Origin of the sequence: Arthrobacter sp. StoSoilB5, assembly GCF_019977235.1 — a bacterium.
Lineage (GTDB): Bacteria > Actinomycetota > Actinomycetes > Actinomycetales > Micrococcaceae > Arthrobacter.
In genome coordinates this window covers 3,507,977-3,534,617 of sequence record NZ_AP024646.1, presented here as the reverse complement: position 1 = coordinate 3,534,617, position 26,641 = coordinate 3,507,977, and the positions used below count along the sequence as shown (strand labels likewise).

Below are 26,641 nucleotides of genomic sequence, written 5' to 3'. Positions count from 1 at the left end.
TCAGTCCTCATCGAGTACGGCGCTCAGGCGGACCCGGCGCTTGGGTGCTTCGTCCTTGGGAACAGTGCCCACGATCCCGGCGGTGTCATCCGGTACCTCGAACACGATCAGCGGTTCGCCGACGTTGATGGTGTCACCGGGCGCCCCGTGAATACGCACCACTTTACCCGCCTGGGGGCTTGGCAATTCCAGCGCCGACTTGCTCGTTTCGAGCTCGACGAGGGGTTGGTTGCGTTCCACCTGTTGTCCCGGTGAGACGAGCCAGTCAAGCACGATTGCCTCGATGAGGCCTTCACCCAGATCGGGGAGCGGGAAGGAAATTTCAGCCACGGCGGTACTCCAATACGCGTTGGATCCCAAAGAGGATGCGGTCGATGTTCGGAATGTATTCGTCCTCCAAGTCGCCGGAGGGGTACGGCACGTCGAAGCCTGTCACGCGCTCCACCGGAGCCTTCAGCGTGTCAAAGCAGCGCTGCGTGATCAATTGCGCGACTTCGGCGCCAAGGCCTGAGGTCAGGGGCGCTTCATGTACGACGACGGCGCGTCGCGTCTTCCCGACGGACCTCGCCAGGGCTTCGGCGTCGATCGGTTTCAGCCAGCGCAGGTCCAAGACCTCGACGTCGATGCCATCTTCCGCTGCAAGTTCTGCTACCTGGAGGCAGCGGGCCACCATGGCACCCCATGCGACGAGGGTCAGGTGGCGGCCTTCCCGAGCCACGCGGGCGCCGGTGAGGCTGCCTCCGTCGTCCATGCCGCCGTCGGGCGTTGCTGGACCGGGAGTCGCGGTGGTGACGTCCACCGGCCCTTTCTGCCAGTAGCGGGACTTGGGTTCCATGAAGATCACCGGGTCCGGACGTGTCGCCGCGTACTTGAGCAGGTGGTAGGCGTCGTGCGGGTTTGACGGAGAGACCACCTTCAGTCCCGGGACGTGCGCAAACAGCGCTTCCAGGCTTTCGCCATGATGTTCAGGGGCACGGATGCCGCCGAAGCTGGGGACGCGCAGCGTGATGGGCATCGGAAGCGTACCGCGGCTGCGATAGTTCATACGCGCGATCTGGCAGATGATCTGGTTGATCGCGGGGTAGGCGAAGCCGTCGAACTGGACTTCCGGAATGGGGTGGAAGCCGGCCATGGCCAGGCCCACCGACATGCCCAGGATGCCGGACTCGGCGAGCGGAGTGTCGAAGACGCGGTCCTCGCCGTGCTTTGCCTGGAGGCCATCGGTGATGCGGAAGACGCCGCCGAGGCGGCCGCAGTCTTCGCCGAAGATGACCGTCTTGGGGTCATCGGCCAGGATTTCGTCCAGTGCGCGGTTGAGGGCCTGCTGCATGGACATGTGCAGAGCGGGGGCAGCCGTGTCAGTCGCTGTCCCCGGCGTTTTTGTGATCGTCTCAGGCATGTTCGGACTCCTTGCGCCACGCAGCGGCTTGGGATTGAAGGGCGGGCGTTGGTTCCTGGAAGACCAGGCTGAACATTTCGGCTCCCGGCCGTGGGCCAAGGGCCTCGATGCCGGAACGAACGACTTCCTCTTCCTTCTCGGCTCTCCGTTGTGCCTCGGCGAAAAACGCTTCATCCGCTACGCGGTCGGCGAGGAGCCGCTGCCGAAACCGCTCAACGGGATCCTCGCCAGCGCTGAGCCGTTCCTCATCCAGGCTGCGGTATCGGCCGGGGTCGTCGGCGGTGGAGTGCGGGCCGCGGCGGTACGTCATCGCTTCAATGACAACCGGTCCGTGACCTGCACGGCAATGGGCGAAAGCCGCTCGTGTGGCCTCGTAAACTGCGACGACGTCGTTGCCGTCCACCTGCACGGAAGGGATGCCGTATCCGGCCGCGCGCGCCGCGACCGAGCCGCCGGCAACCTGGCGTTCCGTGGGGACGGAAATGGCCCAGCCGTTGTTCTGGATGAAGAAGACCACCGGCGCCTTCATGACCGCGGCGAAGTTCATGGCCTCGTGGACGTCGCCCTGGGATGATGCTCCGTCGCCGAAGTACGTCATGGCGACGCCGGTTTCACCCTCCGGCAGGCGGGAGAGTGTCTGGCCGTGGGCCCAGCCGACGGCGTGGAGCACGGAGCCCGCAACCACCGCTTGGATGGGAGCAAACCGGGACTCCAGGGGGTTGTACATGCCTCCATGCCAGGTCGCCTTGTGCGTGGACATGTAGCCCACCATGTCCAGGCCCATAGCCCGGGCCACGCCCATCTCGCGATAGGTCGGGAAAACGAAGTCGCGGCTCCGGTCCACGGCGTAGCCGCTGCCCACCTGTGCGGCTTCCTGGCCGAGCTCGGGCGCATACCCGGGAATGATGCCCTGGCGTTGCCAGGCGACGGCCGCGGAGTCCAAATGGCGGACTGAGGCCATCAAGGAGTAAAGCTCGCGCAGTTGTTCGTGCGTGAGCGGAGCCGCGTCATCGACGGCGGCAAACACGGGTTTCGTAGTCATGGCTGTGACCCTAGTCACCAGTCAGGGGTGTGCGCAATCAGCTATGTTTCAACGAAACACTTTGTACAATTTGGACAAGCAAAGAGGTCCTGTGCAAAACAAATTGCACAGGACCTCTTAGTTTCAATGAGCAGGCGGCTACTTGGCGTGCATCGACTGCTTTCCGGCCTTCGCCTTGGCATTGAGGAAGCAGCCAGCGGCGATAACCAGGATCAGGATGAACGTGCCGATCAACTGGCCGGCACTCTCGGGGTTGGCAAGGCCAACCGCGAGGATGATGCACAGCAGGACAATTCCCAGGATGGTGAGGGCAGGGAAGCCCTTCATGCGCAGTGGCAGTTCGGTGCCTTCGCGGTCGGCCCGGCGGCGCAGGATGAACTGGGAGACCAAAGCGGTGCCCCACACCATCAAGCACGTGGAACCCACCAGGTTCAGGAGGGCTGGCAGTACGTGCTCTGGGAAGAGCAGTTCCAGCACGGTGGCGATGAAACCGAAAGCAACGGAAATTCCGACGGCGGCCACTGGCACCTTGGAGCCGTTCAGCTTGGACAGGAAGCCGGGAGCCTCGCCGCGCTCTGACAAGGAGAAGATCATTCTCGAGGCGCCGTAAAGGTTGGCATTCAGGGCCGAAAGCAAGGCAACTACGGCCACCAAGGTAATGGCGGCGCCGGCTCCCGGGATTCCGGCCAGGTCCAGGACGCCTGCGAACGGGGACTTCAGTCCTTCGGAGCCAACGGGAAGAGCCGCCGCGATGACAAAAACAGAGCCGATGTAGAAGACCAGGATGCGCCATACCACCGTGCGGATCGCCTTGCCAACGCTGTGCGCGGGGTTTTCGGTTTCAGCAGCAGCGACGCTGACGATCTCCGTCCCGCCGAAGGCGAAGATCACGACGAACAGCGCGGACGCGATTCCCCCGATGCCATTGGGTGCAAAATCCCCGAAGGTGGACAAGCCCGGCGAGGCTACGTTGGGCAGCCAGCCGAACAGCAGTGCCGCGCCGATGAGGAGGAAGATGACGATAGCGGCAACCTTGAGGATGGCGAACCAGAATTCGAACTCGCCAAAATTGCGGACGCCCACGAGGTTGATGCCTGTGAACGCCACCATGAACACCAGGGCGAGAACCCAAACCGGAATCACCGGACACACGGTGAACAGCAGGCCCGCCGCGCCAAGTGCTTCGGCGGCGATGACCACCACCAGCTGAAGCCACCAGAGCCAGCCAATGGTGCCGCCAGCGGTCTTGCCCATGGCTTTTTCGGCGTAGACCGAGAATGCTCCGCTGTTGGGATTTGCGGCGGCCATCTCTCCCAGGGCCCACATGACCAGGATGATCAGGGTTCCCGCTACGAGGTAGGAGATCAGGACTGCCGGGCCGGCGGCCTGGATTCCTGCGCCGGAGCCCAGGAAGAGTCCTGCTCCGATGGCGCTTCCCAGCCCCATCATGGTGAGCTGGCGTGGCTTGAGCGAATGGCCAAGGCCGGTTGTCGGGACGGGAGCCGCGATGGACTTCGTTGTCATACGTGTCTACCTTCTATGGATTTCATACTCGGTTTAGCTGGCTGCCTCTTGGGCTGGGCAAGCTGGGCGTCGACGACGCAGCAAGAGCCGTGGAATAATTCTCGCAGTTTGTAAGATACATCACTTTTTGCCGTGGCGATGTGATGGGTAAGGATCCCCGGGGACAGGAACTTTGATGCTGGTCGATGCGCTTGATGCAAAAATTGTACGTTTCTTCACGGATTCACCGAGGTCATCGGTGTTGGAGGCCTCCCGTGTGCTGAGGGTTGCCAGGGCCACGGTGCAGTCCCGGATTGACCGAATGATTGAAAACGGAGTGATCGGCTCCTGGGTTCCGCAGCCGGATCCCGCCAACTTCGGTTTTCCCGTGGTGGCGTTCTGCTCCGTTACCATCACTCAGGAAATTGGCCATGACGCCATCATCCAAAGCCTGAGTGCGATTCCGGAGATCATCGAAGTCCATACGGTGACCGGCAATTCGGACCTCATGGTGCGTATCGCGGCCCGTTCCAACCCGGACATGCAGCGCGTGTTGGACGCCATGATCGCCACGAAGTCCGTGGTCCGTTGTTCCTCCGTTATTGTGCTCAACAGCCACATCCAGGGCCGGACCCTGCCGTTGATGGAAGCCGCGGCCAAGTCAGTGTGACGCAAAGCATTTTGCCTGGAGGCCGCAGAGTCGTACCATTAGTTCTAGTCAGAATGACTTTAACTCAGATTCCAGTGTGTGGAGGAAGATCTCCAGGCGGCGACGAAGCGAGGTGAACGCCGTGAATCCGATCTCAGCGAACGTTGCTGAACGCCGCTTGGCGCCGCCGTCGTTGGCTATTTCAACGGTGATCTTCGCCCTCCGTCCCAGCGAAAAATCCGGTCGTCCCACACTGTGGCTTCCGCTGGTCCGCAGGATCCGCGAGCCCTACAAGGACATGTGGGCCCTTCCCGGTGGACCCCTGGCACACGACGAGTCTCTCCAGGACGCGGCATCGCGCAATCTCCGGGAGACAACGGGCCTGGCGCCGCAATATCTTGAGCAGCTCTACGCATTCGGCGGGCTGCACCGCTCGCCCAGCCAGAGGGTCGTATCGATCGTCTACTGGGCCCTCGTCCAGCCGACCGAAGCCGCCCTCGCGGACGAATCGGAAAATGTGCGTTGGTTCCGGGCGGACCGGCTTGGCGAACTCGCCTTCGACCACAACGCGATCGTGGACTACGCACTCTGGCGGCTCCGGAACAAGATGGCCTACGGTTCCATCGCCTACCACCTGCTGGGAGAGTTCTTCACTCTCGCGCAGGTTCGCGAAGTCTACGAGGCCGTCCTGGACCGTCAACTGGACCCGGCGAACTTTCGCCGGCACATCAAAGCCACACCGGAAATTGAAGAAACCGGTGAATACCTGCAGGGCGGAAAACACCGTCCGCCACGCCTCTACCGCTTCACCGGCACGCCCGGCCTCGGGCCAGATAACAGGAGTACACCATGAGCAGCGTCAACACTGCCGTCCAGCTGATCACGCGGGAGGAAGCCGAAAAGGGGCTTTCCGCAGCAGGATCCACCTGCAGCCCGGCCCTGGCCAAAGGCCCCTGGGAGTATGACCTCGCCGAGGCACTTGCCGGTGCGCCCGCGTACGGGCCAGGAGCCTCCAGCAGCGACGTCGCTCCCAAGGAAACGCCGCGCCAGGGACAGCTCCCGGACGAGTACAAGCGGGCAACGGATGACGAACTGGATGCCCGGATCCGCGCTGCCAAGGCAACGCTCGGGGAGCGCGCCGTCATCCTGGGCCACTTCTACCAGCGGGACGAAGTGATCCAATACGCCGACTTCGTGGGCGACTCCTTCCAGCTGGCCAACGCTGCACTGACCAAGCCGGATGCCGAAGCCATCATTTTCTGCGGTGTCCACTTCATGGCAGAGACCGCCGACATCCTGTCCACGCCTGAGCAGGCTGTCATCCTGCCCAACCTCGCGGCAGGCTGCTCCATGGCGGACATGGCTGACGAAGACTCCGTGGAGGAATGCTGGGAGCAGCTCGAGGAAATCTTCGGCACCGACACCGACGCCGAGGGGCGCGTTCCCGTCATCCCCGTCACCTACATGAACTCCTCCGCCGCACTGAAGGCCTTCTGCGGCCGCAACGGCGGAATTGTCTGCACCTCCTCCAACGCCAAAGTTGTCCTGGAATGGGCCTTCGAGCGCGGGCAACGGGTCCTGTTCTTCCCCGACCAGCACCTGGGCCGCAACACCGCCAAGGCCCTTGGCGTCCCCCTGGAGCAGATGCCCATGTGGAACCCGCGCAAGGAACTGGGCGGCAACGATGAACAGACGCTGCTGGACTCCCGGGTAATCCTCTGGCACGGCTTCTGCTCGGTCCACAAGCGCTTCAACGTAGGCCAGATCGAGAAGGCCCGCCTCGATTTCCCGGGCGTCAACGTGATCGTGCACCCCGAGTGCCCCATGGAAGTTGTGGATGCCGCGGATTCCGCCGGTTCCACCGACTTCATCAAGAAGGCCATCGCGGCCGCAACCGAACCCACCACGTTCGCCATCGGCACCGAGATCAACATGGTGAACCGTCTCGCGGCTGAAAACCCGCAGCACACCATCTTCTGCCTCGACCCGGTCATCTGCCCCTGCTCCACCATGTACCGCATCCACCCCGGCTACCTCGCCTGGGTGCTGGAGGAACTGGTCGAAGGGCGCATCGTCAACCGCATCACCGTGGACGACGCTGTGCAGGAAAACGCCAAGATTGCGCTGGAGCGCATGCTGGCGGCCAAGCCCGCCTAACCCGCTACCCACACCGGTCTTCCGGACTATCCGAAACGAGCCTCACATGACTTCAGGAAGCCTTGCTGAAGCACCCAAGCCCAAGCGGCTGATCGTCGTCGGAAGCGGCATCGCAGGACTGTACTCAGCCCTGCTGGCAGCCGAAGCCGGAGCCGAGGTGGTGCTGCTCACCAAGGGCGCGCTCGCAGACAGCAACACATACTTCGCCCAAGGCGGCATCTCAGCCGTCCTGGACGAACCCGCTCCGGGTGACACCGTTGCTGCCCATATCGCTGACACCCTTAATGCCGGCGCCGGCCACTGCGATGAGGAAGCAGTGCGGGTGCTGTGCACCGAGGCCCGGATGGACATTGCCGGGCTTGGGCGCTTCGGCGTCCGTTTCGACCATGACGACGACGGCGATCCCTCCTTGGGGCTGGAAGCCGCCCACTCTGCGCCCCGCATCCTCCACGCTGGGGGCGACGCCACAGGCGCCCGGGTAGCAGCTGCACTGATCAAGACTGTGCTGGACTTCCACGCCGCTGGAAGAATCCAGGTGATCGGGCATGGCCAAGTCACATCACTGTCGCTGGACAGCGGCCGCGTAGTGGGCGTCACCTTCCTGCAGCACGGGCGTTGGCAGGATATCCGCGCTGACGCGGTCCTCCTTGCCACCGGAGGGGCTGGACAGTTGTTTGCCCAAACCACAAATCCGTCCGTTGCCACAGCAGACGGACTCGCCCTCGCCCGGCGGGCTGGAGCCGAAGTCACAGACCTCGAATTTTTCCAGTTCCACCCTACGTGCATGGTCCGCACTGGGGATGCCCTGGAAGCAGAAGGCAACACTGACCCCCTGCTCATCTCCGAAGCCGTCCGCGGCGAAGGCGCCATTCTGGTAGACGCCAACGGTCAACGCTTCATGGCTGACTACCACCCGGACGCCGAGCTCGCCCCCAGGGACGTCGTCTCCCGCAGCATAGCCCTGCACCTTGCAGCGCTCGGAGACCCCAATGGCCACGTCTTCCTCGACGCAACCGTCATCGAGGAAGAGCGCGGGAAAGGCTTCCTCGAGAAGCGCTTCCCCACTATCAGCAAACGCACCCGCCAAGCCGGCTTCGACTGGAGCCGTGAGCCCGTTCCGGTCGCTCCAGCGGCGCACTACTGGATGGGCGGCGTGGTGACCGACCTTTACGGCCGGACTTCTGTCCCTGGGTTGTTGGCCGCTGGTGAGGTTGCGTGTACTGGTGTCCAAGGCGCTAATCGGCTGGCCAGTAACTCGTTGCTTGAGGGACTCGTGTTTGGGCGGCGGGCTGTTGAGGGGTTCTTGGGGCGTAGTTCCACAGGTCCCTTGGCGCCTGCGCTCGCGCCTCGTACCGGCGATCGCCTCGCAGGCTCGGCGGCCGGTTCGGACGCTCACGCGACAACGGCGCTGTCGGGACCTCTGGAACTACCTGTTGATGACCGCTCCTTCGCGTCCAAGGCAGTTGGCGCATTTTCGCGGCCGGCTCTTCGGCGGCTTATGACTGCCAAGGCTGGCGTGTTGCGTACCGGTCAGTTGTTGGCAGAGGCCGCAGAAGCTCTTGGTTCTTGGGAGGGCGACGTTGTTCCCTTGGAGGTTCCTGACTCTTTGGATCCTCGGGAGCATGAGGATTCCAACTTGCTGTTGGCTGCGCAGTTGCTCGTTCATGCTGCACGGGAGCGGCGTGAGTCGCTTGGGGCGCACTACCGCAGTGACGGCGTGAAGGAGCCAGACGTCGTCGACGATTTTGACAAGCCTTACACCATGAGCCGGAAAGCGAGCCTCGTCAATGACTGACCTGACGTCCATCACCAACCTGACCCTCCCCGCAGCGCCTGTACGGGACATCCTGGAGCGGGCCTTCGCGGAGGATGCGCCCAGCGGTGATATCACCTCGCAGCTGCTGATCCCCGTCGACGCGCGTGCCACGGCAGTCCTGAATGCCCGCGTCCCGGGTGTTTTCAGCGGTGGAACGGTATTCCGCGACGCCATGAAACTCGTTGACCCGGACACGGACGTCCAGCTGCTGCTGGCCGACGGTGAAGCGTTCGACGCCGGCACACACCTCGCCCGCGTTACCGGCAGCGCACGCTCGGTGTTGTTGGCCGAACGCGTCGGGCTCAACCTCGTGCAGCGGATGAGTGCCATTGCCACCAAGACCGCAGAATTCGTCAGGCTGGTTGAAGGGACCCGTGCCAGGATCACGGATACCCGCAAAACCACGCCCGGGCTGCGTGTCCTGGAACGTTATGCCGTCCGCTGCGGCGGGGGAGCGAACCACCGATACAGCCTCTCGGACGCCGTGCTGGCCAAGGACAACCACCTGGCCGTCATGACAGGCGGAGACTCTGCCAAACTGACCGAACTGCTCGTAGCCGCCAAGGCCCAGCTGGGACACACCACGCACTTTGAAGTCGAGGTGGACCGTGCAGAGCAGATCGAACCAGTGCTCGCCGCGGGGGTGGACACCATCATGCTGGACAACTTTTCCATCGATGAACTCAGGGCAGGCGTCAAGCAGGTAGATGGACGAGCCAACGTGGAAGCCAGCGGCAACGTCAACCTCAACACCGTGGCAGAGATCGCCGCAACGGGCGTGGACGTCATCTCGATTGGCGGGCTGACGCACAGTGTCGCCGCGCTGGACCTCGGCCTGGACGTCGAACTCAAGACAGTCTGACTCTCCATGATCTTCCTGGACGCAGCAGCCACCACGCCAGTCCGGCGTGAAGTACTCGAAGCCATGTGGCCGTACCTCAGCGGCGAGTTTGGCAACCCATCCAGCCATCACAGCCTGGGCGAAGCGGCAGCCACTGCGCTCGCCGAGGCGAGGTCCGCCGTCGCGAAGGTCCTCAATTGCCGCGCGGGCGAGGTGACCTTCACCTCGGGTGGAACGGAGGCTGACAACCTTGCCGTCAAGGGAATCGCACTCGCCCGGCAGGCAGCCGATCCCACGCTTAAACGGGTGGTGATAAGTGCCATCGAGCATCCTGCGGTGGAAGAATCCGCGCGCTACCTGGAACGCGTGCATGGCTTCACTGTGGACGTCGTGCCGGTGGACCCGAACGGGCTGGTCACAGTGGATGCGCTCCGGGCCGTTCTTGGGCCGGAGACAGCCTTGGTGAGCATCATGTATGCGAACAATGAGATCGGGACGGTTCAGCCCGTGGCCGATCTTGCTGCCGCAGCCCATGCGTTTGGCATCCCCTTCCACACTGATGCCGTTCAAGCGGCAGGCTGGTTGAGCGTGGACGTCAAAGCCTTGGGCGTGGATGCGCTGAGCCTTTCCGGCCACAAGCTGGGCGCGCCCAAGGGATCCGGTGTCCTGTTCACGAAGGGCAGCATGCGCCTGGAGCCCTTGGTTCATGGGGGAGGCCAGGAGCGGGGAAAGAGATCCGGAACAGAGAATGTAGCCGGGGCCGTGGCATTGTCCACGGCACTGACGCTGAGCCTGCGCGAGGAGCCGGAGTTGGCGGCCCGGGTTTCGGAGCTGCGAGAGCGGTTCGTCTCGCACATTCTTCAAACCGTTCCGGGCGCCTTGCTGACAGGGCATCGGAGGCAGCGGCTGCCGTCGATCGCGTCGTTCTGCTTCCCTGGAACCAGCGGTGAATCGGTCCTGCTTGAGCTGGAGCGCCTTGGCGTGGTCTGCTCCAGTGGCTCCGCCTGCGCGGCGGGATCGGACGCACCATCGCCGGTGCTGCTGGCGTTGGGCATTGCCCCGGAGATAGCCCAGACAGCCGTCCGCTTCAGCTTCGCCTCAACGGTCACCGAGGCCGAACTTGAGCAAGCCGCCGCATCCGTGGAAACCGCCGTCGGGCGTGTCCGGAACCTGGCGTCCCCCAACCCCAACTAGCTCGCATTAGTGGTTGTTTTGAGAGCCCAGGGCAACCACTACTGCCAGTCACTTGGGGTTTCTAGACGTGCCGGGCGCGGCGGAATATCCAGTGCCTCAGCAGGGTGAACCGGACCCCTGTAGCGACGAAGCCCGAGAGTGTGGTGGTCCAGAGTTCTTCGCTGACAGTGGCCTCGGGGCTCACAAGGTGCAGGATGCCCAGGCTCCCGCCGGTGATGACCAGGGCAATAACGATGACGATCAAGCCATGCACGTGGTCCTGGCCGCGTTTCCTGCGGCCCCTGATCTTGAAGGTCAGCCTGCGGTTCAGCGCTGTGTTCATGAGCGAGGTGACGATCAAGGCCACCGCGTTGGCGAGTTGGGGATCAATCCAGGGACGCAGCAGCGCGTAGAGGGCAAGCGAACTCGCCGTGCAGAGAATACCGACGCCGGTGAAGCGGATCAGTTGCCGCACCAAGGGATACTTGAGGAGGCCCGCATGCCTCGTGCGCGCAGGCTTGGCGGGGGGAGGCGGGCGCAGTTCGGTGGCGTCTGCGGCTGTCTCCATGAGGTTAAGCCTGACACACTATGCGGGCACGTCCTCCCAGGAAGCAGTGGTGACGGGGTTGTGGAGCTCGCCTATTCCTTCCACCCGGCACACCACGGTGTCACCGGGCTGAATACGCGCGCACTCGGCGGGGAAGCCAGTCAATACCAGGTCGCCGGGGTGGAGGGTCATGAACGAGGTCAGGTAGACCATGATTTCGTCCACTTTCCAGCCGAGGTCGGCGGAGCTGGCGGTTTTGAGCCCGGCGCCGTTGTGGACGATCCCGATGGAAAGATCTGCGGTGTCCAGATCGGTGACGATCCACGGACCCGCAGGCGTAAAGGTGTCCTGGCTCTTGGCGCTGATCCAGAGTTCGTCGGTCTTCTGGAGGTCGCGTGCAGAGACATCGTTCCCGATGGTGTAGCCGAGGATTGCCGACCCCGCCGTTTCCAGCGTCAAGCCCCGGGCGGTACGGCCGACGACGACCGTCAGCTCAGCTTCCGGGTCCACGTAGCCCACGTTTGAACTCAGCTGGATGGCTTCGCCGGGGCCGATGACGCTCGACGCAGCCTTGTGAAAAGCCTGCGGGGGAAGGTCCCTGCCCGCCTGCCCGGTGTTGTGGGCCATGCCAAGGACGTTGGCGGGCACGGATGGCGCAAGGAATCTGAAAGCATTTTCGCTCACTTCAACACCTGGCTCCCAGCCATCGCGCGCGGGGCTACTGGCATTTGTCCTTGATGCCTGGAAAGGGGAATCGATAACCATCCAATGCTTCCCAGACTCGGAATCGAAGTCCGTGGCGTCATTGGCCACGAAGAATTGCTCGTGCAGATCCTGCGAATCAAGGGGGCGGACGCGGGCGATGCGTCGGGGAAGGTGGGAAGTCATGATGACATCCTACGTCCTGCAATGTGTTGTGGGGCCTGCTTTACGCCCCAAGACTCCATCAAAGCCCGCACAAGTGCCCCCGCAAGGCATCAGACCAGCTGCGCCGATCCGAACGCAACGCTGAAACGGTCACACCAGAGCACCACTGATGACAGCCCGGAGAGGTCCACTCCAGATGGGATGACGTAGTTCTGGTTCCCGTGGGTGGCTTTGATGGGGCCCAGGTCCACATATCGACCAGAGCGGTATTTGTACCAATCGCCTCCTGCGTCAAGGCTGCTGAGCCAGACCTTGACGTCCGGACCATCGCTGCTGGCCAGGTTGTCCAGCCTCAGTACACGCGTGCCATCGGGCAGTTCCAGAAGCTGTGCAGTACCAGTGGTCTGGTGCTCCTGGGACTGGAAATTGCCGGAGCCCAGCACTCGCGGGTCAGTCTTGACTGCCAGCGTTGAAGCGGGAGGAGCCACCGGCAGGGCCTCGTTCACGCGGCTGCTCGTGAAAAGCCGCCAGGGCTGGAACAGCGCGGCCCCAACGATGACCACGATCAAGACCGCCACGCCCGCCATGCTGGCAAGGACTCTGTGAGCACGGATCATGCGCCCGATTCCGTTCATGCTTCAAGGCTAGGCTTCATAGCCGGGCCGAGGGCGTTTCAGAGCTTACCGTTCCGTGACGTTGCGCCACCCCAGCGAGCTCCACCAATTGCGCAGTTCCACTAATTGCGCAGTTCCACTAATTGCGCAGTGCCGGCTCTTCAGGACGCGCTAGCCGGCTCCCAGATACAGCTCGCCGACCGGTACCTCGGCTGAGAGCCTGTTGGCCGGACCGGCAAGCGGGCACGCCCAGGCTTCGTTGTAGGCACAGGAGGGGTTATACGCAAAGTTGAGGTCGAGGATGAACTCCTGCCGTTCATCTATGCGGCGAACACCATGGTAGGCGCCCTTCACAGTGTCCAGGAGGTACCTTCCGGCACCGTAGCTTCCACCCTCTTTGCCGGCGGTAGCGTCGCGCAACGGCACGAAGATGCCGCCGCCGTAGCTTCGCAGCCGCCAGACGGCCAGTGATCCCAGTCCCGGCAACTCAAAGGTTCCGATCCTCACGAACGGAACTACGCCGTCGGTCCCTGTTTGGACATTCATTTCCTGTCCCGTGCCCTCGGGCGACAACGGAACGTACATCCGGAATGCGGGGTCATAGTCGGCCGTGCGTAACCCGGAGAATGATGCTTTCATTTCTGCTGTCAGTGCCGACGCCGGATGGGTAGCAAACATCCGGTCCCGCTCCTGGCGCCAATAGTTGTGTGCATCGAACGGATCCGTAGCCGCGAGCTGCCGCACCTGGTCATAGAGGGCGAAGGTCCGCAACCGCCAATCCGCAATATCAACAGCGGACATGGTGGGCATGTTGTCCTCGAATGCGTCGTGCTGATCGGGAGCCATGTCTTCAGCCTAGTACGCAGTCAAATCCCGTGTTCGGCCTTCGCCGCCGATAAGCTGTGCGCATGAAGGGCGCTATCCACCTGAACGGCCTGACGGCGAAGCTGCGCCTCGGCGCACTGGCATTGGGTGTCATCCTGCTCACGGCAACCGCGGCCTGTTCCACTGAGAACAAGGGGCCGCAGGTTTCCCCGACTGCCGGCTCCCATACCAATAGTTCAGAGTCAGGCCTCCCGTCCGAGGGCTCTGGGTTGAAGAGTACGACGCCGCCCGGGGACGCCGTCTCCAGCCCGCCGTCCGTGGCACCCGGCTCGAGCTCTGGCCCGAGCCCGGCAGCCACGGCGCTGACCTGGAAGACCTACACGGATCCCGCCAAAAAGGTCAGCTTCGAACTCCCCGGGGATTGGATTGCACAGTCCGTCACGGCTGAAGCCGGTTCACTGCCAGGTGCCCTGAGGGTCGAAGTCAAAGATGGCGGGGGCCGATACATCGCGACCCTCCAGACTGGCCTACCCCCTGCAGGTCCTATCGCTTGCCCCGCTGGCCAAAGCCATCCTTACGTTGTGATCAGCAGCGTGCCACTGGATGTCCCGCACTCCGACGGTCCGGACACCATCGATCCCCGCGTCGTTTTCCGCGTGATCCAAGGCTACAAATTCTTTGGATCCTATGGCATCACGAACATGGTGGGCGGCGCGGACGGTCAGGCCTGCGAACTCAGGAACCGTGTGCAGGGACCTTCCGGCAAGGGCGACTACTCCTTCGGCGATGTCACGGCAGTCCATGCCTTCGCCGCAGATGAAAAAGTGGCTCCGGCAAAGACTTTCGACACCTTGGACCTGGCCGCGAAGTACGCCGCCCATGATTCTGAATTCGCCAACGTCCAGCGGATGCTACTGTCTCTGAAGGTCAATCTGTAGTCCTGCGGTTCGCTGATCCACACCATGGCGGCATCGGGGCTGTCCCGCCGCAACCCACCCCCGGAGATTAATGGAACGCAACGTTGCTGCCAAGCTCGTTTTCAAGACTGTAGCCAACACGAAAGTGGCCATGGCCATCGCCGTGGCCAACAATCCGGGGTATGCATCAGTGGCTGAAACACTCTCCATCACCATTGATGGTAATGAGGTTCCCTTCGCTGAGCTCAGCGACCATCACGGGGGGCGTTTCCAGTACATGGAGTTCACGGAGCCGAGCGAGGTAACGGTTGACTACCAAGCGACCGTCCATGGCTTCGCCCACCGCGAGACGCCCACTCCGATGGAACTCATCCGGTATGTGCGGCCAAGCCGGTATGCCGAATCCGACAGGTTGCTCCCCACCTCTTATGCCGAGTTCGGCAGCCTCAGTGGGGCGGGACTGCTGCACGCCGTCCGCAACTGGGTCAATGGAGAGCTGCGTTACGTCAGTGGATCCTCGCGGGGCACTGACGGTGCCGTGGAGACGCTCCTGCACCGTCGTGGTGTTTGCAGGGACTTCGCCCATTTGGCCATTGCCCTCTTAAGGTCCAAGGATGTCCCCGCGCGTCTCGCGGCTGTGTACGCACCCGGTCTAAGTCCCATGGACTTCCACGCCGTGGCGGAGGCCTACATCGATGATGAATGGCACATCATCGATCCCACCGGGCTGGCCCCCCGCGAGTCCATGCTACGCATTACCGCTGGTCGCGATTCTTCGGACACAGCCTTCCTGTCCACAGTGGGTGGCAGCCTGTCACTTAAGACGCTCAAGGTCAGTGCGTCGGTCAACGGTGACCTCCCGGTGGAGGATCCCGGGCGGCTCGTCAGCCTACGCTGAGATGACGGGAAGACGGCGGGCCTCGATCAGCCCGCCGTCTTCCCGTACCCGCCCGTCTTCAAACCCGGCAAGCCTACCCGTGCGCGGCTTGGTGTCCTGCCACCGAAGCCCGCAGTTTCTCCGTCAGCCGCAACAGCTCCCGCTGCTCCTCGACCGTAAGTGCGGGTCCGACGAGCTGGGCAATGTCCCGCACGTGTTCCCGACCGATTGTTTTCTGCAGCTCACTGCCTGATTCGGTCAGGGACAGCAGTACTCCACGACCGTCGTCGGGGGCTGTTGTCCGCTCCACCAAACCGCGCTTCTCCAGGCGGTCCACCAAACGGCTCAGGCTGGATTGGCTCAGCAGCACTTTGTCATTAATCTCGTTCAAGCGCAGCTGGCCCGAAGGGCAACGGGAGAGCGTGAAAAGGACGTCATACTCTTTGAGAGGCAGGGACTTGAACGCAGGACCTGACTGAAGCTTCCGCATCACCGCCACCTGGGAACGGAACAAGGACTCCCAGGTTTCGGCGGCGAGGCGAACGGCGGAGGACGCCGAGGGGCTGGACATCAGGCCTCCTGACCCGGGGCCCCAGCTGGAGCGGACTCGTTGACGCTGGCTTCCATGGCCGCGGCAACGCGGGAAGCGTGGGTCGGCGCGTCCGGCACGTGGGCCGGCTTCAGGGCAGCGTATTCCTTGCGCAGCACGGGGAGGACTTCCTCACCGAAGAGGTCCAGCTGCTCCAGGACGGTCTTCAGGGGCAGGCCTGCGTGATCGATCAGGAACAACTGCCGCTGGTAGTCGCCGAAGAACTCACGGAAGGTGAGCGTCTTCTCGATGACTTCCTGCGGGCTGCCCACGGTCAGGGGCGTTTGTGAGGTGAAGTCCTCCAGCGAAGGTCCGTGGCCGTACACCGGTGCGTTGTCGAAGTAGGGGCGGAACTCCTTGACGGCGTCCTGGGAATTCTTCCTCATGAAGAACTGGCCACCCAAGCCCACGATTGCCTGGTCTGCCGTGCCGTGCCCGTAGTGCTCGTAGCGCTCGCGGTAAAGGCCGATCAGCTGCTGGTAGTGCTCCTTGGGCCAGAAGATGTTGTTGGCGAAGAAACCGTCGCCGTAGTAGGCAGCTACTTCAGCGATCTGCGGCGTACGGATGGATCCGTGCCAGACGAAGGGGGCAACGCCGTCCAGAGGGCGCGGTGTAGACGTGAAGTTCTGCAGGGGTGTGCGGAACTTGCCGGACCAATTGACCGTATCCTCATCCCACAGCTTACGGAGCAGGCTGTAGTTTTCGATCGCGAGCTCGATGCCGTCCTGGATGTTCTTTCCGAACCAGGGGTACACGGGAGCCGTGTTGCCGCGACCAAGCACCAAGTCAACCCTGCCATCGGAGAGGTGTTGGAGCATCGCGAAGTCCTCGGCGATCTTCACGGGATCGTTCGTTGTGATCAGCGTGGTGGCCGTCGAAAGTGTGATGCGTTCGGTTTGGGCCGCGATGTAGGCGAGGGTGGTGGTGGGGGAGGAAGAGAAGAAGGGGCGGTTGTGGTGCTCGCCCAAGGCATAGACATCCATGCCGATCTCTTCGACTTTCTTGGCGATGGCCACGGAAGCCTTGATGCGTTCGTTTTCCGTGGGGGTACGGCCTGTGGTGGGGTCAGTGGTGATGTCGCTGACGCTGAATACGCCGATCTGCATGATGTGCCTTTCTCCCTGCCCGTGGTCCCGGGCTCTGTAAACAGTGTATCCCAAACTAGATGCATTTGCATGTATCACTGCCTGTAACAGGACAGGGCCGGGAATTGTTCCCGGCCCTGTTGGCTGTGATGCGGCTCTACTCCGCGGGGTTGTTCGCCGCCCGGCGTCCCGTCACGCGGGGCACCATTCCAGTGGTCCAATCGACAAAGTCATCTGTCCCGGTCGCGCCATTTCCTTTACCTGGCGTTACGTCGGGGCGCTGCCGCAACTGCTTCAGGAGTTGATTCTTCTCCCGGCGTCCCTCCACCAGCTTGTAAAGGACGGGGACAAGGATGAGTGTTAGCGCCGTCGAGGAGACCAGGCCACCGATCACCACGATTGCCAGCGGCTGCGAAATGAAACCACCACCACCAGTGAGCCCCAGGGCCATCGGAGTCAGCGCGAACACCGTGGCCAACGCCGTCATCAGGATGGGGCGCAGGCGCTGGCGGGCGCCGTGGGTGATGGCATCGGCCACGCTCATGCCCGCCGCGCCGTTGTGCGGCTTACGGTATTGATTGATGAGGTCGATGAGCACAATTGCATTGGTGACCACAATGCCAACCAGCATCAGCATGCCAATGAGCGACGGCAACCCTAGAGGGACACCGGTGGCCAGCAGCAAGCCCACGGCTCCAGTGGCGGCGAACGGAACAGAAACCAGCAGGATCAGGGGCTGCACCAGCGATTTGAAGGCGGCAACCATAATCACGTAGACGATCGCGATCGCGGCCAGGAGAGCCAGGCCAAGTTGTCGGAACGATTCTGCCTGCTGCGTGGTGGCACCACCGATCGTGGCAGTGACGCCGGCAGGCAATTCGACGGACGCCAACCGCTTCTGCACCTCGGTGCTGACGCTGCCCAGGTTGGACCCCGACGGCGTGACGGTCACCTTTGCGGTCCGCTGGCCGTTGCTGCTCGTGATGGACACGGGCGTGTCCACTTGTTCGACGGTGGCGATACTTTCAAGCGTTACTGGACCACGCGCCGTCGGAAGTGGCAGTGCACGTACCGCCGCGATGCTGGTAAAGCGCGTTCCCTTTCCAATCTGGACCGGGTAGTCGTTGGTCTCGATGCGTACCGTACCTGCCGGGACCGGGCTCACGGTGGACGCCAGGAAGCCGCCCACTTGTTCCTCTGTCAGTCCAGCCGCCACTGCCTTTGAACGATCCACGCGCACTTGGACGACAGGCTGGTTTGCGGCGAGGTTGGTGGACACCTCGGTACTGCCTGGTACGCCCTGCATGGCATTGACCATGGCATCACTGGCGGACTGGAGATCAGCGGAATTTGCGGCCTTGATGGTGACGTCCACAGTGGAGGAGGTGCCAAAACCGCCCTGCTGGGAGCCCACGGTTATTTTTCCTGCAGCTCCCGTAAGTTTGGACCGGACGTCGTCCTGGAGCTTCTTCTGGTCTACTTTTTCGTCCGTGACAATCGTGAAGGTCGAGTTGGAGGAACCCGTGGAAGTCAGCGCGGCGAAACCAGTCTGGGCATTGCCGGAGGTTACTTGGAAGTCCTTGATGCCATTCACGCCGCGGAGGATTTCCTCGATCTTCTTAGCCTCATCGCTGGCGGCCTGCAGACTTGTTCCGGCTGGTAGGACCTGGCGCACGGTCATGCTGTTCTCGCCCGAGCGTCCCAGAAGGTCCGTGGCAAGCAGGGGCGAGACAGCGGCTGTTGCTGCTAGCACCAAGGCTGCTGCAGACAGGGTCATCACGGGGTGCTTCTGCGTCTTCGCGAGAATTGGCAAATAGCCGCGCTGGAGCAGGCTCCGCTTTTCCGCTTCGCGAGCCTTCTCGGCAGTGTCCTTGTTTGTTGCCTCCGCACCGTTGCGGGGGGAAGACAGGAACCAGTAGGCCAGGACGGGAACGATCGTGAGGGAAACCAGGAGGGAAGACAACAGGGCGATGGTTACCGTCAGGGCGAAGGGTCGGAACAACTCGCCGGCCAGGTCGCCCACGAACGCTATGGGCAGGAAGACCGCCACCGTGGTGAGGGTGGACGCCGTAATGGCGCCGGCCACCTCGCGGATTGACGTGATGATGGCGGTCAGCTTGTGCTCGCCGTAGCTCAAGTGGCGCTTGATGTTCTCGATAACCACAATCGAGTCGTCAACAACACGGCCGATTGCAATGGTGAGTGCGCCCAGCGTGAGGATGTTCAAGGAGTAGCCCGTGGCCGAAATGCCGATGAAGGTGATCAGCAGGGATAGCGGGATGGATACGGCGGTAACCAGCGTGGAGCGGACGGACATGAGGAAGACCAAGATGACGGCGACTGCGAATCCCAGTCCGAGGAGGCCTTCGGTAGTGAGGTCCGTGATGGACTTTTCAATGAAAGGAGCTTGATCGAAGGCAGGAGTGAAGACAGTGTTGTTGCCCAGCTCGGCTTCCATCGGTGCTATGGCAGCGCGGACCGCATGCGAGATCGCCACGGTGTCGCCTTCGGGCTTCTTGGTGACGGATATTGCCAGCGATGGCTTGCCATTCGTGCGCGTGATGGAGGTGGCGGCATCGTCCTCGATGCTGACATCGGCCACAGTTCCGATGGTTGCCGAATCCTTTGCGCCCGATAGCGGTAAGCCTTTGATGACGTCGAGGGAATCAACCGGGCTGCCGAGCTGAAGCGACAGGGATTTGCCCTGGTCCTCAATGGTTCCCACGGGAACCAGCGTTCCGTTGTTCTTCAGCGTGCTGCTGATGGACTGGACGGATGCGCCTTTGGCCGCAAGATCGGCGGGGCGGGGCTGGATCAGGATGTGTTGCTTGGCGCCGCCAGTCAGGTCGGCGCCGCGGACACCGTCAATCTTCTGCAGCCGGGGGATGCTCAAGCGCTGGAGGTCGGCATTAAGTTCGCTCAGCGGTTTATCCGAGGAAACGGCGAGGAACACGATGGGAAAGTCGCTAATGTTGCCCGCAATGGACTGAGGCTCCACGTCCGCCGGAAGCACGCGTTTGGCGTTGGAAATCGCGCGGTCGATCTGGTTGCGTGCACGGTCAAGGTTGGAGCCGTACGTGAACACCATGGTGATCTGCGAAACACCATTGCGGGACGTTGAGGTAGTGGACTCGAGTCCCTCAACGCTGTTCAGGGCCGTCTCAAGTGGCCTGCTGAGCTGTTTGTCCACTACTTCGGGAGAAGCGCCCGGCATGGACGTGATAACTGTGATCTGCGGAAACTCGATCGACGGAATGAGTTCCTGTTTGAGCGAGCCCATGGTGATCACGCCGAACACCGCCGCAAAGACGGTGATCAGCGCGATCAGGGCACGGTTTCCCAGGGACAGCGTGGCCAGGCGGAACATTGCATAGTCTCCTGAGATCTACGGAATAATTCGGCTGACGGGAACCGGCCGCAGCCCCGGCGGGCCTAGCTCTGGAGGGCGTTGGCCACTTCCAGCTGCAGCGACCGTGCAGTGCTTGCCTCAAGCTCCGCGGCAAGTTCAGGGTTCTCGTTAAGCTTCACGCCATAGCCCGGCATCATGTCCTTGAGCTTGGACTGCCAGCCCTTGAAGTTCTTGGGGAACGTCTTCTGCAGCAGTTCAATCATGATCGGGACCGCGGTGGAAGCTCCCGGGGACGCTCCCAGCAGCGCGCCGATGGAACCATCGCGGGACGCAATGACCTCGGTGCCGAACTGCAGGATGCCACCCTTTTGCGGGTGCTTCTTGATGATCTGGACACGTTGGCCTGCAGTGATCAGCTCCCAGTCACCGCCCACAGCCTCGGGGTAGTACTCGCGCAGGGATTCCACCTTCGCTTCGTGGCGCTTGGCCACCTCCTTGATGAGGTACGCCGTGAGGTCCATATTGTCCTTGGCCACTGCCAGCATGGGAATGATGTTCCCCGGGCGGATGGACAGCGGGAGGTCCAGGTAGCTGGAGGTCTTCAGGAAGTTCGTGGAGAAACCGGCATACGGTCCAAAGAGGAGGGAGCGTTTGCCCTCAACGAACCGCGTGTCCAGGTGGGGTACGGACATGGGCGGGGCGCCAACAGATGCCTGGCCGTAGACCTTGGCGCTGTGCTGGGAGGTGATGGACTGGTCTGTGCAGCGGAAGAACTGGCCGGAGACGGGGAAGCCGCCATAGCCTTTGCTTTCCGGGATTCCCGAGGCTTGAAGCAGGTGGAGTGCGCCACCACCGGCACCCACAAAGACGAACTTGGCGTGGATGCGGCCATGCTCACCAGATTTGGGGTGCTTAAGGGAAAGGTCCCATCCGCCGCCTGCCGCACGGTGGATGTTGGTGACGTCGTGGCCAAAGTTGACCTCGGCGCCGGTGGCCTGCAGGTAGCCGGTCAGCTCACGGGTTAGTGCGCCGAAATCGACGTCGGTGCCTTCCGCCGCGCGGGTGGCTGCAACGCGCTGCTTGCGGTCCCGGCCCTTGACGATGAGCGGAGCCCACTTGGCGATCTTGTCCTGGTCCTCGGTGTATTCCATGCTGCGGAACAGCGTGTTGGGCTTGAGGGCCTCGTACCGTGTCTTCAGGAAGTTCGCGTGATCATCGCCAATGACAAAGCTCATGTGCGGAACAGTGTTGATGAAGCCCTTGGGAGAGCCAATAACATTGCTGTCCACCAAATGGGACCAGAACTGGCGGGACAGTTGGAACTGTTCGTTGATGTGGATGGCCTTGGAAGGATCCACGGATCCGTCCTTGGCTGCGGGGGAGTAGTTAAGCTCACACAGCGCAGCATGTCCGGTGCCGGCGTTGTTCCATGGTCCGGAGCTTTCGAGTCCCGCTTCGTCGAGTCGTTCAAAGAGGGAGATGGTCCAGGTGGGTTCGAGTTGCTTGATGAACGCACCAAGGGTGGCACTCATGATTCCGCCGCCAATAAGGACGACGTCGGCATGTTGAGTCTTGGAAATGAAGGTCACGATCAATCTCCGTTAGCGGCGGCACTGGCTGTCACAGAATATCCCCGGGCAGACGCAATACTGAAATTGCGGGGAATCGTCAAGGCTTTAGGCGGACGTTTGTGAAAACTTCGTTGAGGACTGGTGAAGCGGGGTAGCTTTCCACCTTGTCGGACAGGGCCAAGGCAGAGATAGGGAAGGCTATCGGCACGGCGGGCACCGACGCCGCGATCTCGGCATTGATGGACTGGTACTGGGTATTCCGTTCATCACCATTGGGCAGGGCGCGGGCCCGCTCGATCTTATGGAAGACTTCCGAATCCGTATAGCCGAACTCACCCCTGGCCTCTCCGAAAAGGGGCCCCAGGAAGTTGTCAGCATCCGCGTAGGAGCCATTCCAGCCGAGCAGGTGAAGCGCGTGGTCGCCAGGGGACTGTACCTTTTGCAGATAGCCGTCCTCCCAATCCACGGGGACCGGCTTGATGTTGATGCCTACAGCAACGAGCTCGCGACTGATCTCGGCGTAGATCTTCTCCGGCGTGGGCATATACGCCCGGGTGGCGTTCCGCGGATAGTAGAACTTCAGTTCCTCGCCCTTGTAGCCGGCCTTCTCCAGAAGCTCCTTCGCCTTCTCCGGGTTGTAACCCAAGGAAGGAGCATTGTTGTTGAAACCACTGAGCTTCGGGGGAACAAATTGTGAAGCTTGCGCCGTGTTGTCGATGAAGAACCTGCGGATCAGTGATTCCTTGTCGATTGCCATCTCGATAGCTTGGCGGACCTCCAACTTGTCCAAGGGTGCCACCGCTTGGTTCATGCCCAGGTACATCACGGAGAACGGGTCACGCTGGATGATCTGGACGCCCTTTTTTACGAGTTGGTCAAAGGTGCCGGAAGTCACAAGATCGTAGGCGTCGATCTTGCCGTCCAGGAGCGCTTGCTGCCGCGTTTCAGCGTGGTCGTAAGGGACGAAGTTGATGGTGCCGATTTGGCCCCTATTGCCCCAGTAGCCCTTATAGGTGGCCAACGTTATCTTGTGTTCGTCCCAGGTGCTGAAAACGTAAGGACCTGTCCCCACTGGATGGCTGGCGTAGGCCGAGACCGCCTGGCCATTCTGCACCTTGTCCAGGACGTTGGCCTTCTGTCCTTCCAAAGCCGTGGGGGAGGACATCGCAAAGGCGGGGAGCGTCAGCGCCTGCAGGAAGCCCGTGAAGGGTCGGGTGAGGTTGATCTGGACGTTGCTGGCGGAAAGCACCTTGCAGTCCTTGAAAATCGAAAACACCGGCTCGTCCGAATACGCCTTGAAGACGCTTTGGAAAGAGATCCCCGGCGCTTGTTTCCTCAGGTCCGCGGGAAAGGTAAACCAGCGGTTGAAGTTGGCGCAGACGGCGGCAGCATCGAACGGCGTTCCATCATGGAAGGTCACTTTTTCACGGAGCTTGAAGTCGTAACTCAGCCCGTTGTTGCTGTCTTTCCATTCCGTGGCGAGCAGTGGAGTGGTTTGACCGGTTGTGCCGTCCACGCCCACCAGCCCCTCAAGGACCTGACGAGTGATGCGGTATGACTCAGAATCCGCTGTCATCGCAGGGTCGAGCCCCAACGGCATGGACGCCGTGCCGAAGTTGAAGGTGGCCGTCGGCTCCGCAACCGCCGTGCTGCTTGCTGATGAGGACGCTGCAGGGCCCGGCGTTCCGGTACACGATGCCAGGCCCAGGGTCACGGCGACTGCCGTGAACATTTTTCCCAGCCGCCGTATCTTGCTGCTTGCCACTCTTGTCCCCTCAAGCCGGTCGGAAGTGCTGTGGCCGGCTTCGGCCAGACCGCATTCCAGTCTAGTTGAACGCCCTCAGTGCCCGTTCGGGCGTGTTGTGCGGGGCGTGGTCCCCGTCTGCTTGAGGAAAAACACCCCGGGTCCGCATGAACCGCTCAGCGAACCGGGGGTGTTTCAGAATCCGTGGCTCTTAACCACTGCGTTACTGCTGTGTTGCTCGAACCACTGTGCGCAAGGGGGGACTTGAACCCCCACGCCCGAAGGCACAGGAACCTAAATCCTGCGTGTCTGCCAATTTCACCACTCGCGCTGGCTGGCCACTGGACTGCCCATGGGCTGACCGGAGCCTTCTTCCGGCCTCCAGTGTACCCGCTACTTGTCCAGTTTGAGGTCGCGGCGGAGCTTGGCGACGTGGCCTGTTGCCCGGACGTTGTATTGGGCCAAGTGGACCTTTCCGTCCGGATCCACCACGATCGTGGAACGGATCAGGCCCATGTAGGTGCGGCCGTAATTCTTTTTCTCGCCCCAGGCGCCGTAGGCGTCGGCTACCGAGTGGTCTTCGTCCGAGAGCACGGGGAATGTCAGTTGTTCTTCGCCCGCGAACTTGGCCAGTGCCTTGATGGAATCGGGAGAAACTCCCACTACTTCGTAGCCTGCAGCCTGGAGGGACGCGAGGCTGTCCCGGAAATCACACGCTTCCTTGGTGCAGCCTGGCGTAGATGCTGCTGGATAAAAGTAGACAATGGTCTTTCGTCCACGGAAGTCCGAAAGATTGACGTCGTTGCCATCTTGGTCCCGAAGTGTGAAGTCCGGAGCTACATCACCCGGAATAAGACGTTCTGCCATAATTTGCTCCTTGCTAACGTTCGCGACTCCCCAGCTTAGTGGCCAGAAGCAACGGCAACACGTGCCGCGCGCATATACTGGCGGCATGCCAGATATGGAGAGATGGCCCACCACGCGATTGCTATCAACGGCAGCGCGACTCGTGGAAATCTCGTGGAATGAAAAATTGAAGAACATCGGACTGACGCATGCCGGCGTTATCGCCATGGAAGTCCTTGCTGCGAAGGGGCCCATCACGCAGGCGGCGTTGGCTGAAGTTGCAAGGGTCAAGGCGCAGACCATGGGCACCACACTTGCAAGGCTTGAACTGCATGGACACGTGAGCCGTCAGCGAAGCGATTCGGATCGTCGCAGCCACGTTGTGACGCTTACAGACGCAGGCTCCGCAGCTTTGGCCGAAGCGGTGCGACTTGAGCAGGACGTGCTCGCACCGGTTGAGGTAGATACCGCCCGGCTGCGGGAGGAACTTAGGACCGTGGTACGGGGACTTGCCGGGATACCCGCGCTTGACCGCCCGGCAGGGGACTCCAACCCTCCGGCCTGAGGGCCGACCCGCCCGAGGAAGCAGAAAGGCTCCGGATCGTCGCAACGATCCGGAGCCTTTCCTTTCTGTGCACCCCCCGGGACTCGAACCCGGAACCCATTGATTAAGAGTCAATTGCTCTGCCAGTTGAGCTAGAGGTGCAGCTATTGATTCGGTCAATCCAGGGAATCATATTCCCCATTGACGTCCGCAACGACAGATAACTCTACACCACTTTTTGCCGGTGACTAACCAGAATTATTCCAGCATGATGTATTGCACGAAGAGTGGTGTTCGAGCAGGACAAAGGCAACGAAAAAAGGCCTTGGAGTGAATATCACTCCAAGGCCTTTCCTTGGTGCACCCCCCGGGACTCGAACCCGGAACCCATTGATTAAGAGTCAATTGCTCTGCCAGTTGAGCTAGAGGTGCAGCTGTTGATTTCGACCAACCCGATGGCTTTGTTTCCCTCGGCGATCTCCGCAACGACAAGTAACTCTACACGACTTCAGCGGATGAGGGAAATCGGCGGCGCCGAGGCTTGTTGCTTCACGGGTGGGGCCGCAAAATCAGCGCAAAATCAGGGTTTCTGTTGTTGCTGAGGACCCACAACGTCCCATCAGGAGCCCTGGCGACGTCCCTCAGCCGGCCGTACTCGCCTGTGAAGTAAGCCACAGGTGTACCGGCTTTGTCGCCGTTGAGCGGCACGGCCCAAAGCCGTTGGCCACGAAGGGCTCCGGTGTAGGCCATGCCGTCGGCAATTTCCAATCCGCTGGGCGACGCGTCAGCGGTTGAAGGCCACACAACTTTGGCGTCAATGAGGCCGTTCCGGCCCGGGGCGCCTGTCACGGTGGGCCAACCGTAGTTACCGCCAGGGGTGATCAGGTTCAATTCGTCGTCCACGTCCGGACCAAACTCGCTGGCCCACAACCTCCCTTCACTGTCCCATGCCAAACCCTGAACGTTCCGGTGTCCATAGCTATAGACGGGGTTGTCGCCGAACGGGTTGCCCGGAGCGGGGCGTCCTTCGGGAGTTAGGCGGAGGATCTTCCCGCCCAAGGCGTTCGTATCCTGGGGTTGTTCCCGTCGCTGCGAATCGCCGGTGCCTACGTAAAGGAACCCGTCAGGGCCGAAGCGGATCCGCCCGCCGTTGTGGGTTGAAGCCTTCGATATTCCGGAAAAGACCACTTCAGGGCCGCCCAGGATCAACTTGCCTCCTGGCTCTTCCGACAAGCGCATTCTGGCGATCCGGTTGTCGGTGGCTGACGTGAAATAGGCGTAGAGCCAACGGTCGGTGGTGAACCCAGGAGACAGTGCAAGGCCCAGCAGCCCGCCTTCACCACCAGGTTCGACGCCGGCAACCTCGCCCATGGTTGTAGCCCGGCCATCACGAATGCTCTTGACCTGGGCCGAATCACGTTCGGATATCACCGCTGTGCCGTCCGGCAGGAAGACGACGGACCACGGCAGCTGTAGACCGACGTCGAGCTTTTGCTGTACGTCCAGTTTTCCTGGAACAGCTGGCGCCGACGCCGATCCGGTCCCAGTCCCCGGCGATACGGAGACGCTGGAACTGATGGGGCCATCAGGCGTGGCTGCCGGCCCGGGTGATGACGGACTACCCGTGCAAGCTGCCAGAAGAAATACCGGCAGTAGAAGCGCTACGGCACGAACCGGCATTACTGC

Annotated in this window: 24 protein-coding genes and 3 tRNA genes; 9 read left to right on the top strand and 18 right to left on the bottom strand. The window is 61.9% G+C overall.

Translation table 11 applies throughout. The features are described 5' to 3' along the window. From LDN75_RS15960 to LDN75_RS15945, 4 genes are all read right to left on the bottom strand, one after another. Complete coding sequence (locus LDN75_RS15960; protein ID WP_223933387.1) at positions 1 to 330, bottom strand: biotin/lipoyl-containing protein; 330 nt, start codon at positions 328 to 330, stop codon at positions 1 to 3. After that, positions 323 to 1,399 carry an alpha-ketoacid dehydrogenase subunit beta gene (locus LDN75_RS15955; RefSeq protein ID WP_223933385.1) on the bottom strand — a complete coding sequence of 359 codons (1,077 nt, stop codon included), beginning with the start codon at positions 1,397 to 1,399 and terminating at the stop codon, positions 323 to 325. The genes LDN75_RS15960 and LDN75_RS15955 overlap by 8 nt, the downstream gene beginning before the upstream one ends. Beyond that, the gene (locus tag LDN75_RS15950) at positions 1,392 to 2,441 is read right to left on the bottom strand and encodes a thiamine pyrophosphate-dependent enzyme (protein WP_223933383.1); all 1,050 of its coding nucleotides are present in this window, start codon (positions 2,439 to 2,441) and stop codon (positions 1,392 to 1,394) included. The genes LDN75_RS15955 and LDN75_RS15950 overlap by 8 nt, the downstream gene beginning before the upstream one ends. A gap of 138 nt (positions 2,442 to 2,579) precedes the next feature. Then, positions 2,580 to 3,965 carry an amino acid permease gene (locus LDN75_RS15945; RefSeq protein WP_223933381.1) on the bottom strand — a complete coding sequence of 462 codons (1,386 nt, stop codon included), beginning with the start codon at positions 3,963 to 3,965 and terminating at the stop codon, positions 2,580 to 2,582. 175 nt (positions 3,966 to 4,140) lie between these two features. Here LDN75_RS15945 and LDN75_RS15940 point away from each other — a divergent pair, with 175 nt between their 5' ends. The 6 genes from LDN75_RS15940 (at position 4,141) to LDN75_RS15915 (ending at position 10,601) form a co-directional block, all read left to right on the top strand. Further along, complete coding sequence (locus LDN75_RS15940; RefSeq protein WP_216923913.1) at positions 4,141 to 4,614, top strand: Lrp/AsnC ligand binding domain-containing protein; 474 nt, start codon at positions 4,141 to 4,143, stop codon at positions 4,612 to 4,614. Between the two features lie 112 nt (positions 4,615 to 4,726). Further along, positions 4,727 to 5,446 carry an NUDIX domain-containing protein gene (locus LDN75_RS15935; protein ID WP_223933379.1) on the top strand — a complete coding sequence of 240 codons (720 nt, stop codon included), beginning with the start codon at positions 4,727 to 4,729 and terminating at the stop codon, positions 5,444 to 5,446. Further along, positions 5,443 to 6,750 (top strand): quinolinate synthase NadA, encoded by a 1,308-nt coding sequence (nadA, locus tag LDN75_RS15930; RefSeq protein WP_223933377.1) that lies wholly within the window; start codon positions 5,443 to 5,445, stop codon positions 6,748 to 6,750. The genes LDN75_RS15935 and nadA overlap by 4 nt, the downstream gene beginning before the upstream one ends. 46 nt (positions 6,751 to 6,796) lie before the next feature. Then, entirely contained in the window at positions 6,797 to 8,545 is a 1,749-nt protein-coding gene (gene nadB / locus LDN75_RS15925; RefSeq protein ID WP_223933375.1) for an L-aspartate oxidase, read from the top strand. Then, on the top strand, positions 8,538 to 9,428 hold the full coding sequence (gene nadC / locus LDN75_RS15920; protein ID WP_223933373.1) for a carboxylating nicotinate-nucleotide diphosphorylase: 891 nt from the start codon (positions 8,538 to 8,540) through the stop codon (positions 9,426 to 9,428). Before nadB ends, nadC begins: the two co-directional genes overlap by 8 nt. Before the next feature lie 6 nt (positions 9,429 to 9,434). After that, positions 9,435 to 10,601 (top strand): cysteine desulfurase family protein, encoded by a 1,167-nt coding sequence (locus tag LDN75_RS15915; RefSeq protein ID WP_223933370.1) that lies wholly within the window; start codon positions 9,435 to 9,437, stop codon positions 10,599 to 10,601. A 61-nt stretch (positions 10,602 to 10,662) separates the two neighbouring features. Here LDN75_RS15915 and LDN75_RS15910 read toward each other — a convergent pair whose 3' ends face one another. From LDN75_RS15910 to LDN75_RS15895, 4 genes are all read right to left on the bottom strand, one after another. After that, positions 10,663 to 11,148 (bottom strand): GtrA family protein, encoded by a 486-nt coding sequence (locus LDN75_RS15910; protein ID WP_223933368.1) that lies wholly within the window; start codon positions 11,146 to 11,148, stop codon positions 10,663 to 10,665. A gap of 18 nt (positions 11,149 to 11,166) precedes the next feature. After that, positions 11,167 to 12,015 (bottom strand): fumarylacetoacetate hydrolase family protein, encoded by an 849-nt coding sequence (locus tag LDN75_RS15905; RefSeq protein ID WP_223933366.1) that lies wholly within the window; start codon positions 12,013 to 12,015, stop codon positions 11,167 to 11,169. Between the two features lie 89 nt (positions 12,016 to 12,104). Further along, positions 12,105 to 12,629, bottom strand: coding sequence for a DM13 domain-containing protein (locus tag LDN75_RS15900; protein ID WP_223933364.1), 525 nt, complete (start codon positions 12,627 to 12,629; stop codon positions 12,105 to 12,107). 150 nt (positions 12,630 to 12,779) lie between these two features. After that, positions 12,780 to 13,454 (bottom strand): DUF1684 domain-containing protein, encoded by a 675-nt coding sequence (locus tag LDN75_RS15895; protein WP_223933362.1) that lies wholly within the window; start codon positions 13,452 to 13,454, stop codon positions 12,780 to 12,782. Between the two features lie 62 nt (positions 13,455 to 13,516). Here LDN75_RS15895 and LDN75_RS15890 point away from each other — a divergent pair, with 62 nt between their 5' ends. Beyond that, positions 13,517 to 14,371, top strand: coding sequence for a hypothetical protein (locus LDN75_RS15890; RefSeq protein ID WP_223933361.1), 855 nt, complete (start codon positions 13,517 to 13,519; stop codon positions 14,369 to 14,371). A 70-nt stretch (positions 14,372 to 14,441) separates the two neighbouring features. Next, entirely contained in the window at positions 14,442 to 15,248 is an 807-nt protein-coding gene (locus LDN75_RS15885) for a transglutaminase family protein (protein ID WP_223933359.1), read from the top strand. A gap of 73 nt (positions 15,249 to 15,321) precedes the next feature. Here the strand turns inward: LDN75_RS15885 and LDN75_RS15880 are convergent, their stop codons facing one another. The 7 genes from LDN75_RS15880 to bcp form a co-directional block, all read right to left on the bottom strand. Further along, on the bottom strand, positions 15,322 to 15,798 hold the full coding sequence (locus tag LDN75_RS15880) for a MarR family winged helix-turn-helix transcriptional regulator (RefSeq protein ID WP_223933357.1): 477 nt from the start codon (positions 15,796 to 15,798) through the stop codon (positions 15,322 to 15,324). Then, positions 15,798 to 16,922 (bottom strand): LLM class flavin-dependent oxidoreductase, encoded by a 1,125-nt coding sequence (locus tag LDN75_RS15875; RefSeq protein ID WP_223933355.1) that lies wholly within the window; start codon positions 16,920 to 16,922, stop codon positions 15,798 to 15,800. The genes LDN75_RS15880 and LDN75_RS15875 overlap by 1 nt, the downstream gene beginning before the upstream one ends. A gap of 136 nt (positions 16,923 to 17,058) precedes the next feature. Continuing rightward, positions 17,059 to 20,268, bottom strand: coding sequence for an efflux RND transporter permease subunit (locus LDN75_RS15870; RefSeq protein WP_223933353.1), 3,210 nt, complete (start codon positions 20,266 to 20,268; stop codon positions 17,059 to 17,061). A gap of 65 nt (positions 20,269 to 20,333) precedes the next feature. Next, a complete protein-coding gene (locus LDN75_RS15865) occupies positions 20,334 to 21,839 on the bottom strand; it encodes a malate:quinone oxidoreductase (RefSeq protein WP_223933351.1) in 1,506 nt (501 codons plus the stop codon). A gap of 79 nt (positions 21,840 to 21,918) precedes the next feature. Continuing rightward, complete coding sequence (locus tag LDN75_RS15860; protein ID WP_223933349.1) at positions 21,919 to 23,586, bottom strand: ABC transporter substrate-binding protein; 1,668 nt, start codon at positions 23,584 to 23,586, stop codon at positions 21,919 to 21,921. A gap of 228 nt (positions 23,587 to 23,814) precedes the next feature. Beyond that, positions 23,815 to 23,896, bottom strand: a tRNA-Leu gene (locus LDN75_RS15855). A gap of 62 nt (positions 23,897 to 23,958) precedes the next feature. Further along, entirely contained in the window at positions 23,959 to 24,432 is a 474-nt protein-coding gene (gene bcp, locus LDN75_RS15850) for a thioredoxin-dependent thiol peroxidase (RefSeq protein WP_223933347.1), read from the bottom strand. A 94-nt stretch (positions 24,433 to 24,526) separates the two neighbouring features. On the opposite strand from bcp, the gene LDN75_RS15845 reads away from it, so the two are divergent. Continuing rightward, positions 24,527 to 24,976: a MarR family transcriptional regulator gene (locus tag LDN75_RS15845; RefSeq protein ID WP_346347144.1), complete on the top strand. Its 450-nt coding sequence runs from the start codon at positions 24,527 to 24,529 to the stop codon at positions 24,974 to 24,976. Positions 24,977 to 25,044: 68 nt separating this feature from the next. Here LDN75_RS15845 and LDN75_RS15840 read toward each other — a convergent pair. The 3 genes from LDN75_RS15840 to LDN75_RS15830 all read right to left on the bottom strand — a co-directional run bounded on the left by LDN75_RS15840 (position 25,045) and on the right by LDN75_RS15830 (position 26,635). Further along, positions 25,045 to 25,117, bottom strand: a tRNA-Lys gene (locus LDN75_RS15840). 194 nt (positions 25,118 to 25,311) lie between these two features. Then, a tRNA-Lys gene (locus LDN75_RS15835) sits at positions 25,312 to 25,387 on the bottom strand. 117 nt (positions 25,388 to 25,504) lie between these two features. Then, positions 25,505 to 26,635 (bottom strand): PQQ-dependent sugar dehydrogenase, encoded by a 1,131-nt coding sequence (locus tag LDN75_RS15830; protein WP_223937605.1) that lies wholly within the window; start codon positions 26,633 to 26,635, stop codon positions 25,505 to 25,507. Positions 26,636 to 26,641 lie beyond the last annotated feature (6 nt).

Coding starts and splice junctions, on each gene's coding strand:
- LDN75_RS15955 (WP_223933385.1), bottom strand. CDS start 1,399: ATGCCTGAGACGATCACAAAAACGCCGGGGACAGCGACTGACACGGCT.
- LDN75_RS15950 (WP_223933383.1), bottom strand. CDS start 2,441: ATGACTACGAAACCCGTGTTTGCCGCCGTCGATGACGCGGCTCCGCTC.
- LDN75_RS15945 (WP_223933381.1), bottom strand. CDS start 3,965: ATGACAACGAAGTCCATCGCGGCTCCCGTCCCGACAACCGGCCTTGGC.
- LDN75_RS15940 (WP_216923913.1), top strand. CDS start 4,141: ATGCTGGTCGATGCGCTTGATGCAAAAATTGTACGTTTCTTCACGGAT.
- nadA (WP_223933377.1), top strand. CDS start 5,443: ATGAGCAGCGTCAACACTGCCGTCCAGCTGATCACGCGGGAGGAAGCC.
- nadB (WP_223933375.1), top strand. CDS start 6,797: ATGACTTCAGGAAGCCTTGCTGAAGCACCCAAGCCCAAGCGGCTGATC.
- nadC (WP_223933373.1), top strand. CDS start 8,538: ATGACTGACCTGACGTCCATCACCAACCTGACCCTCCCCGCAGCGCCT.
- LDN75_RS15915 (WP_223933370.1), top strand. CDS start 9,435: ATGATCTTCCTGGACGCAGCAGCCACCACGCCAGTCCGGCGTGAAGTA.
- LDN75_RS15910 (WP_223933368.1), bottom strand. CDS start 11,148: ATGGAGACAGCCGCAGACGCCACCGAACTGCGCCCGCCTCCCCCCGCC.
- LDN75_RS15905 (WP_223933366.1), bottom strand. CDS start 12,015: ATGACTTCCCACCTTCCCCGACGCATCGCCCGCGTCCGCCCCCTTGAT.
- LDN75_RS15900 (WP_223933364.1), bottom strand. CDS start 12,629: ATGAACGGAATCGGGCGCATGATCCGTGCTCACAGAGTCCTTGCCAGC.
- LDN75_RS15895 (WP_223933362.1), bottom strand. CDS start 13,454: ATGGCTCCCGATCAGCACGACGCATTCGAGGACAACATGCCCACCATG.
- LDN75_RS15890 (WP_223933361.1), top strand. CDS start 13,517: ATGAAGGGCGCTATCCACCTGAACGGCCTGACGGCGAAGCTGCGCCTC.
- LDN75_RS15885 (WP_223933359.1), top strand. CDS start 14,442: ATGGAACGCAACGTTGCTGCCAAGCTCGTTTTCAAGACTGTAGCCAAC.
- LDN75_RS15880 (WP_223933357.1), bottom strand. CDS start 15,798: ATGTCCAGCCCCTCGGCGTCCTCCGCCGTTCGCCTCGCCGCCGAAACC.
- LDN75_RS15875 (WP_223933355.1), bottom strand. CDS start 16,922: ATGCAGATCGGCGTATTCAGCGTCAGCGACATCACCACTGACCCCACC.
- LDN75_RS15870 (WP_223933353.1), bottom strand. CDS start 20,268: ATGTTCCGCCTGGCCACGCTGTCCCTGGGAAACCGTGCCCTGATCGCG.
- bcp (WP_223933347.1), bottom strand. CDS start 24,432: ATGGCAGAACGTCTTATTCCGGGTGATGTAGCTCCGGACTTCACACTT.
- LDN75_RS15845 (WP_346347144.1), top strand. CDS start 24,527: ATGGAGAGATGGCCCACCACGCGATTGCTATCAACGGCAGCGCGACTC.
- LDN75_RS15830 (WP_223937605.1), bottom strand. CDS start 26,635: ATGCCGGTTCGTGCCGTAGCGCTTCTACTGCCGGTATTTCTTCTGGCA.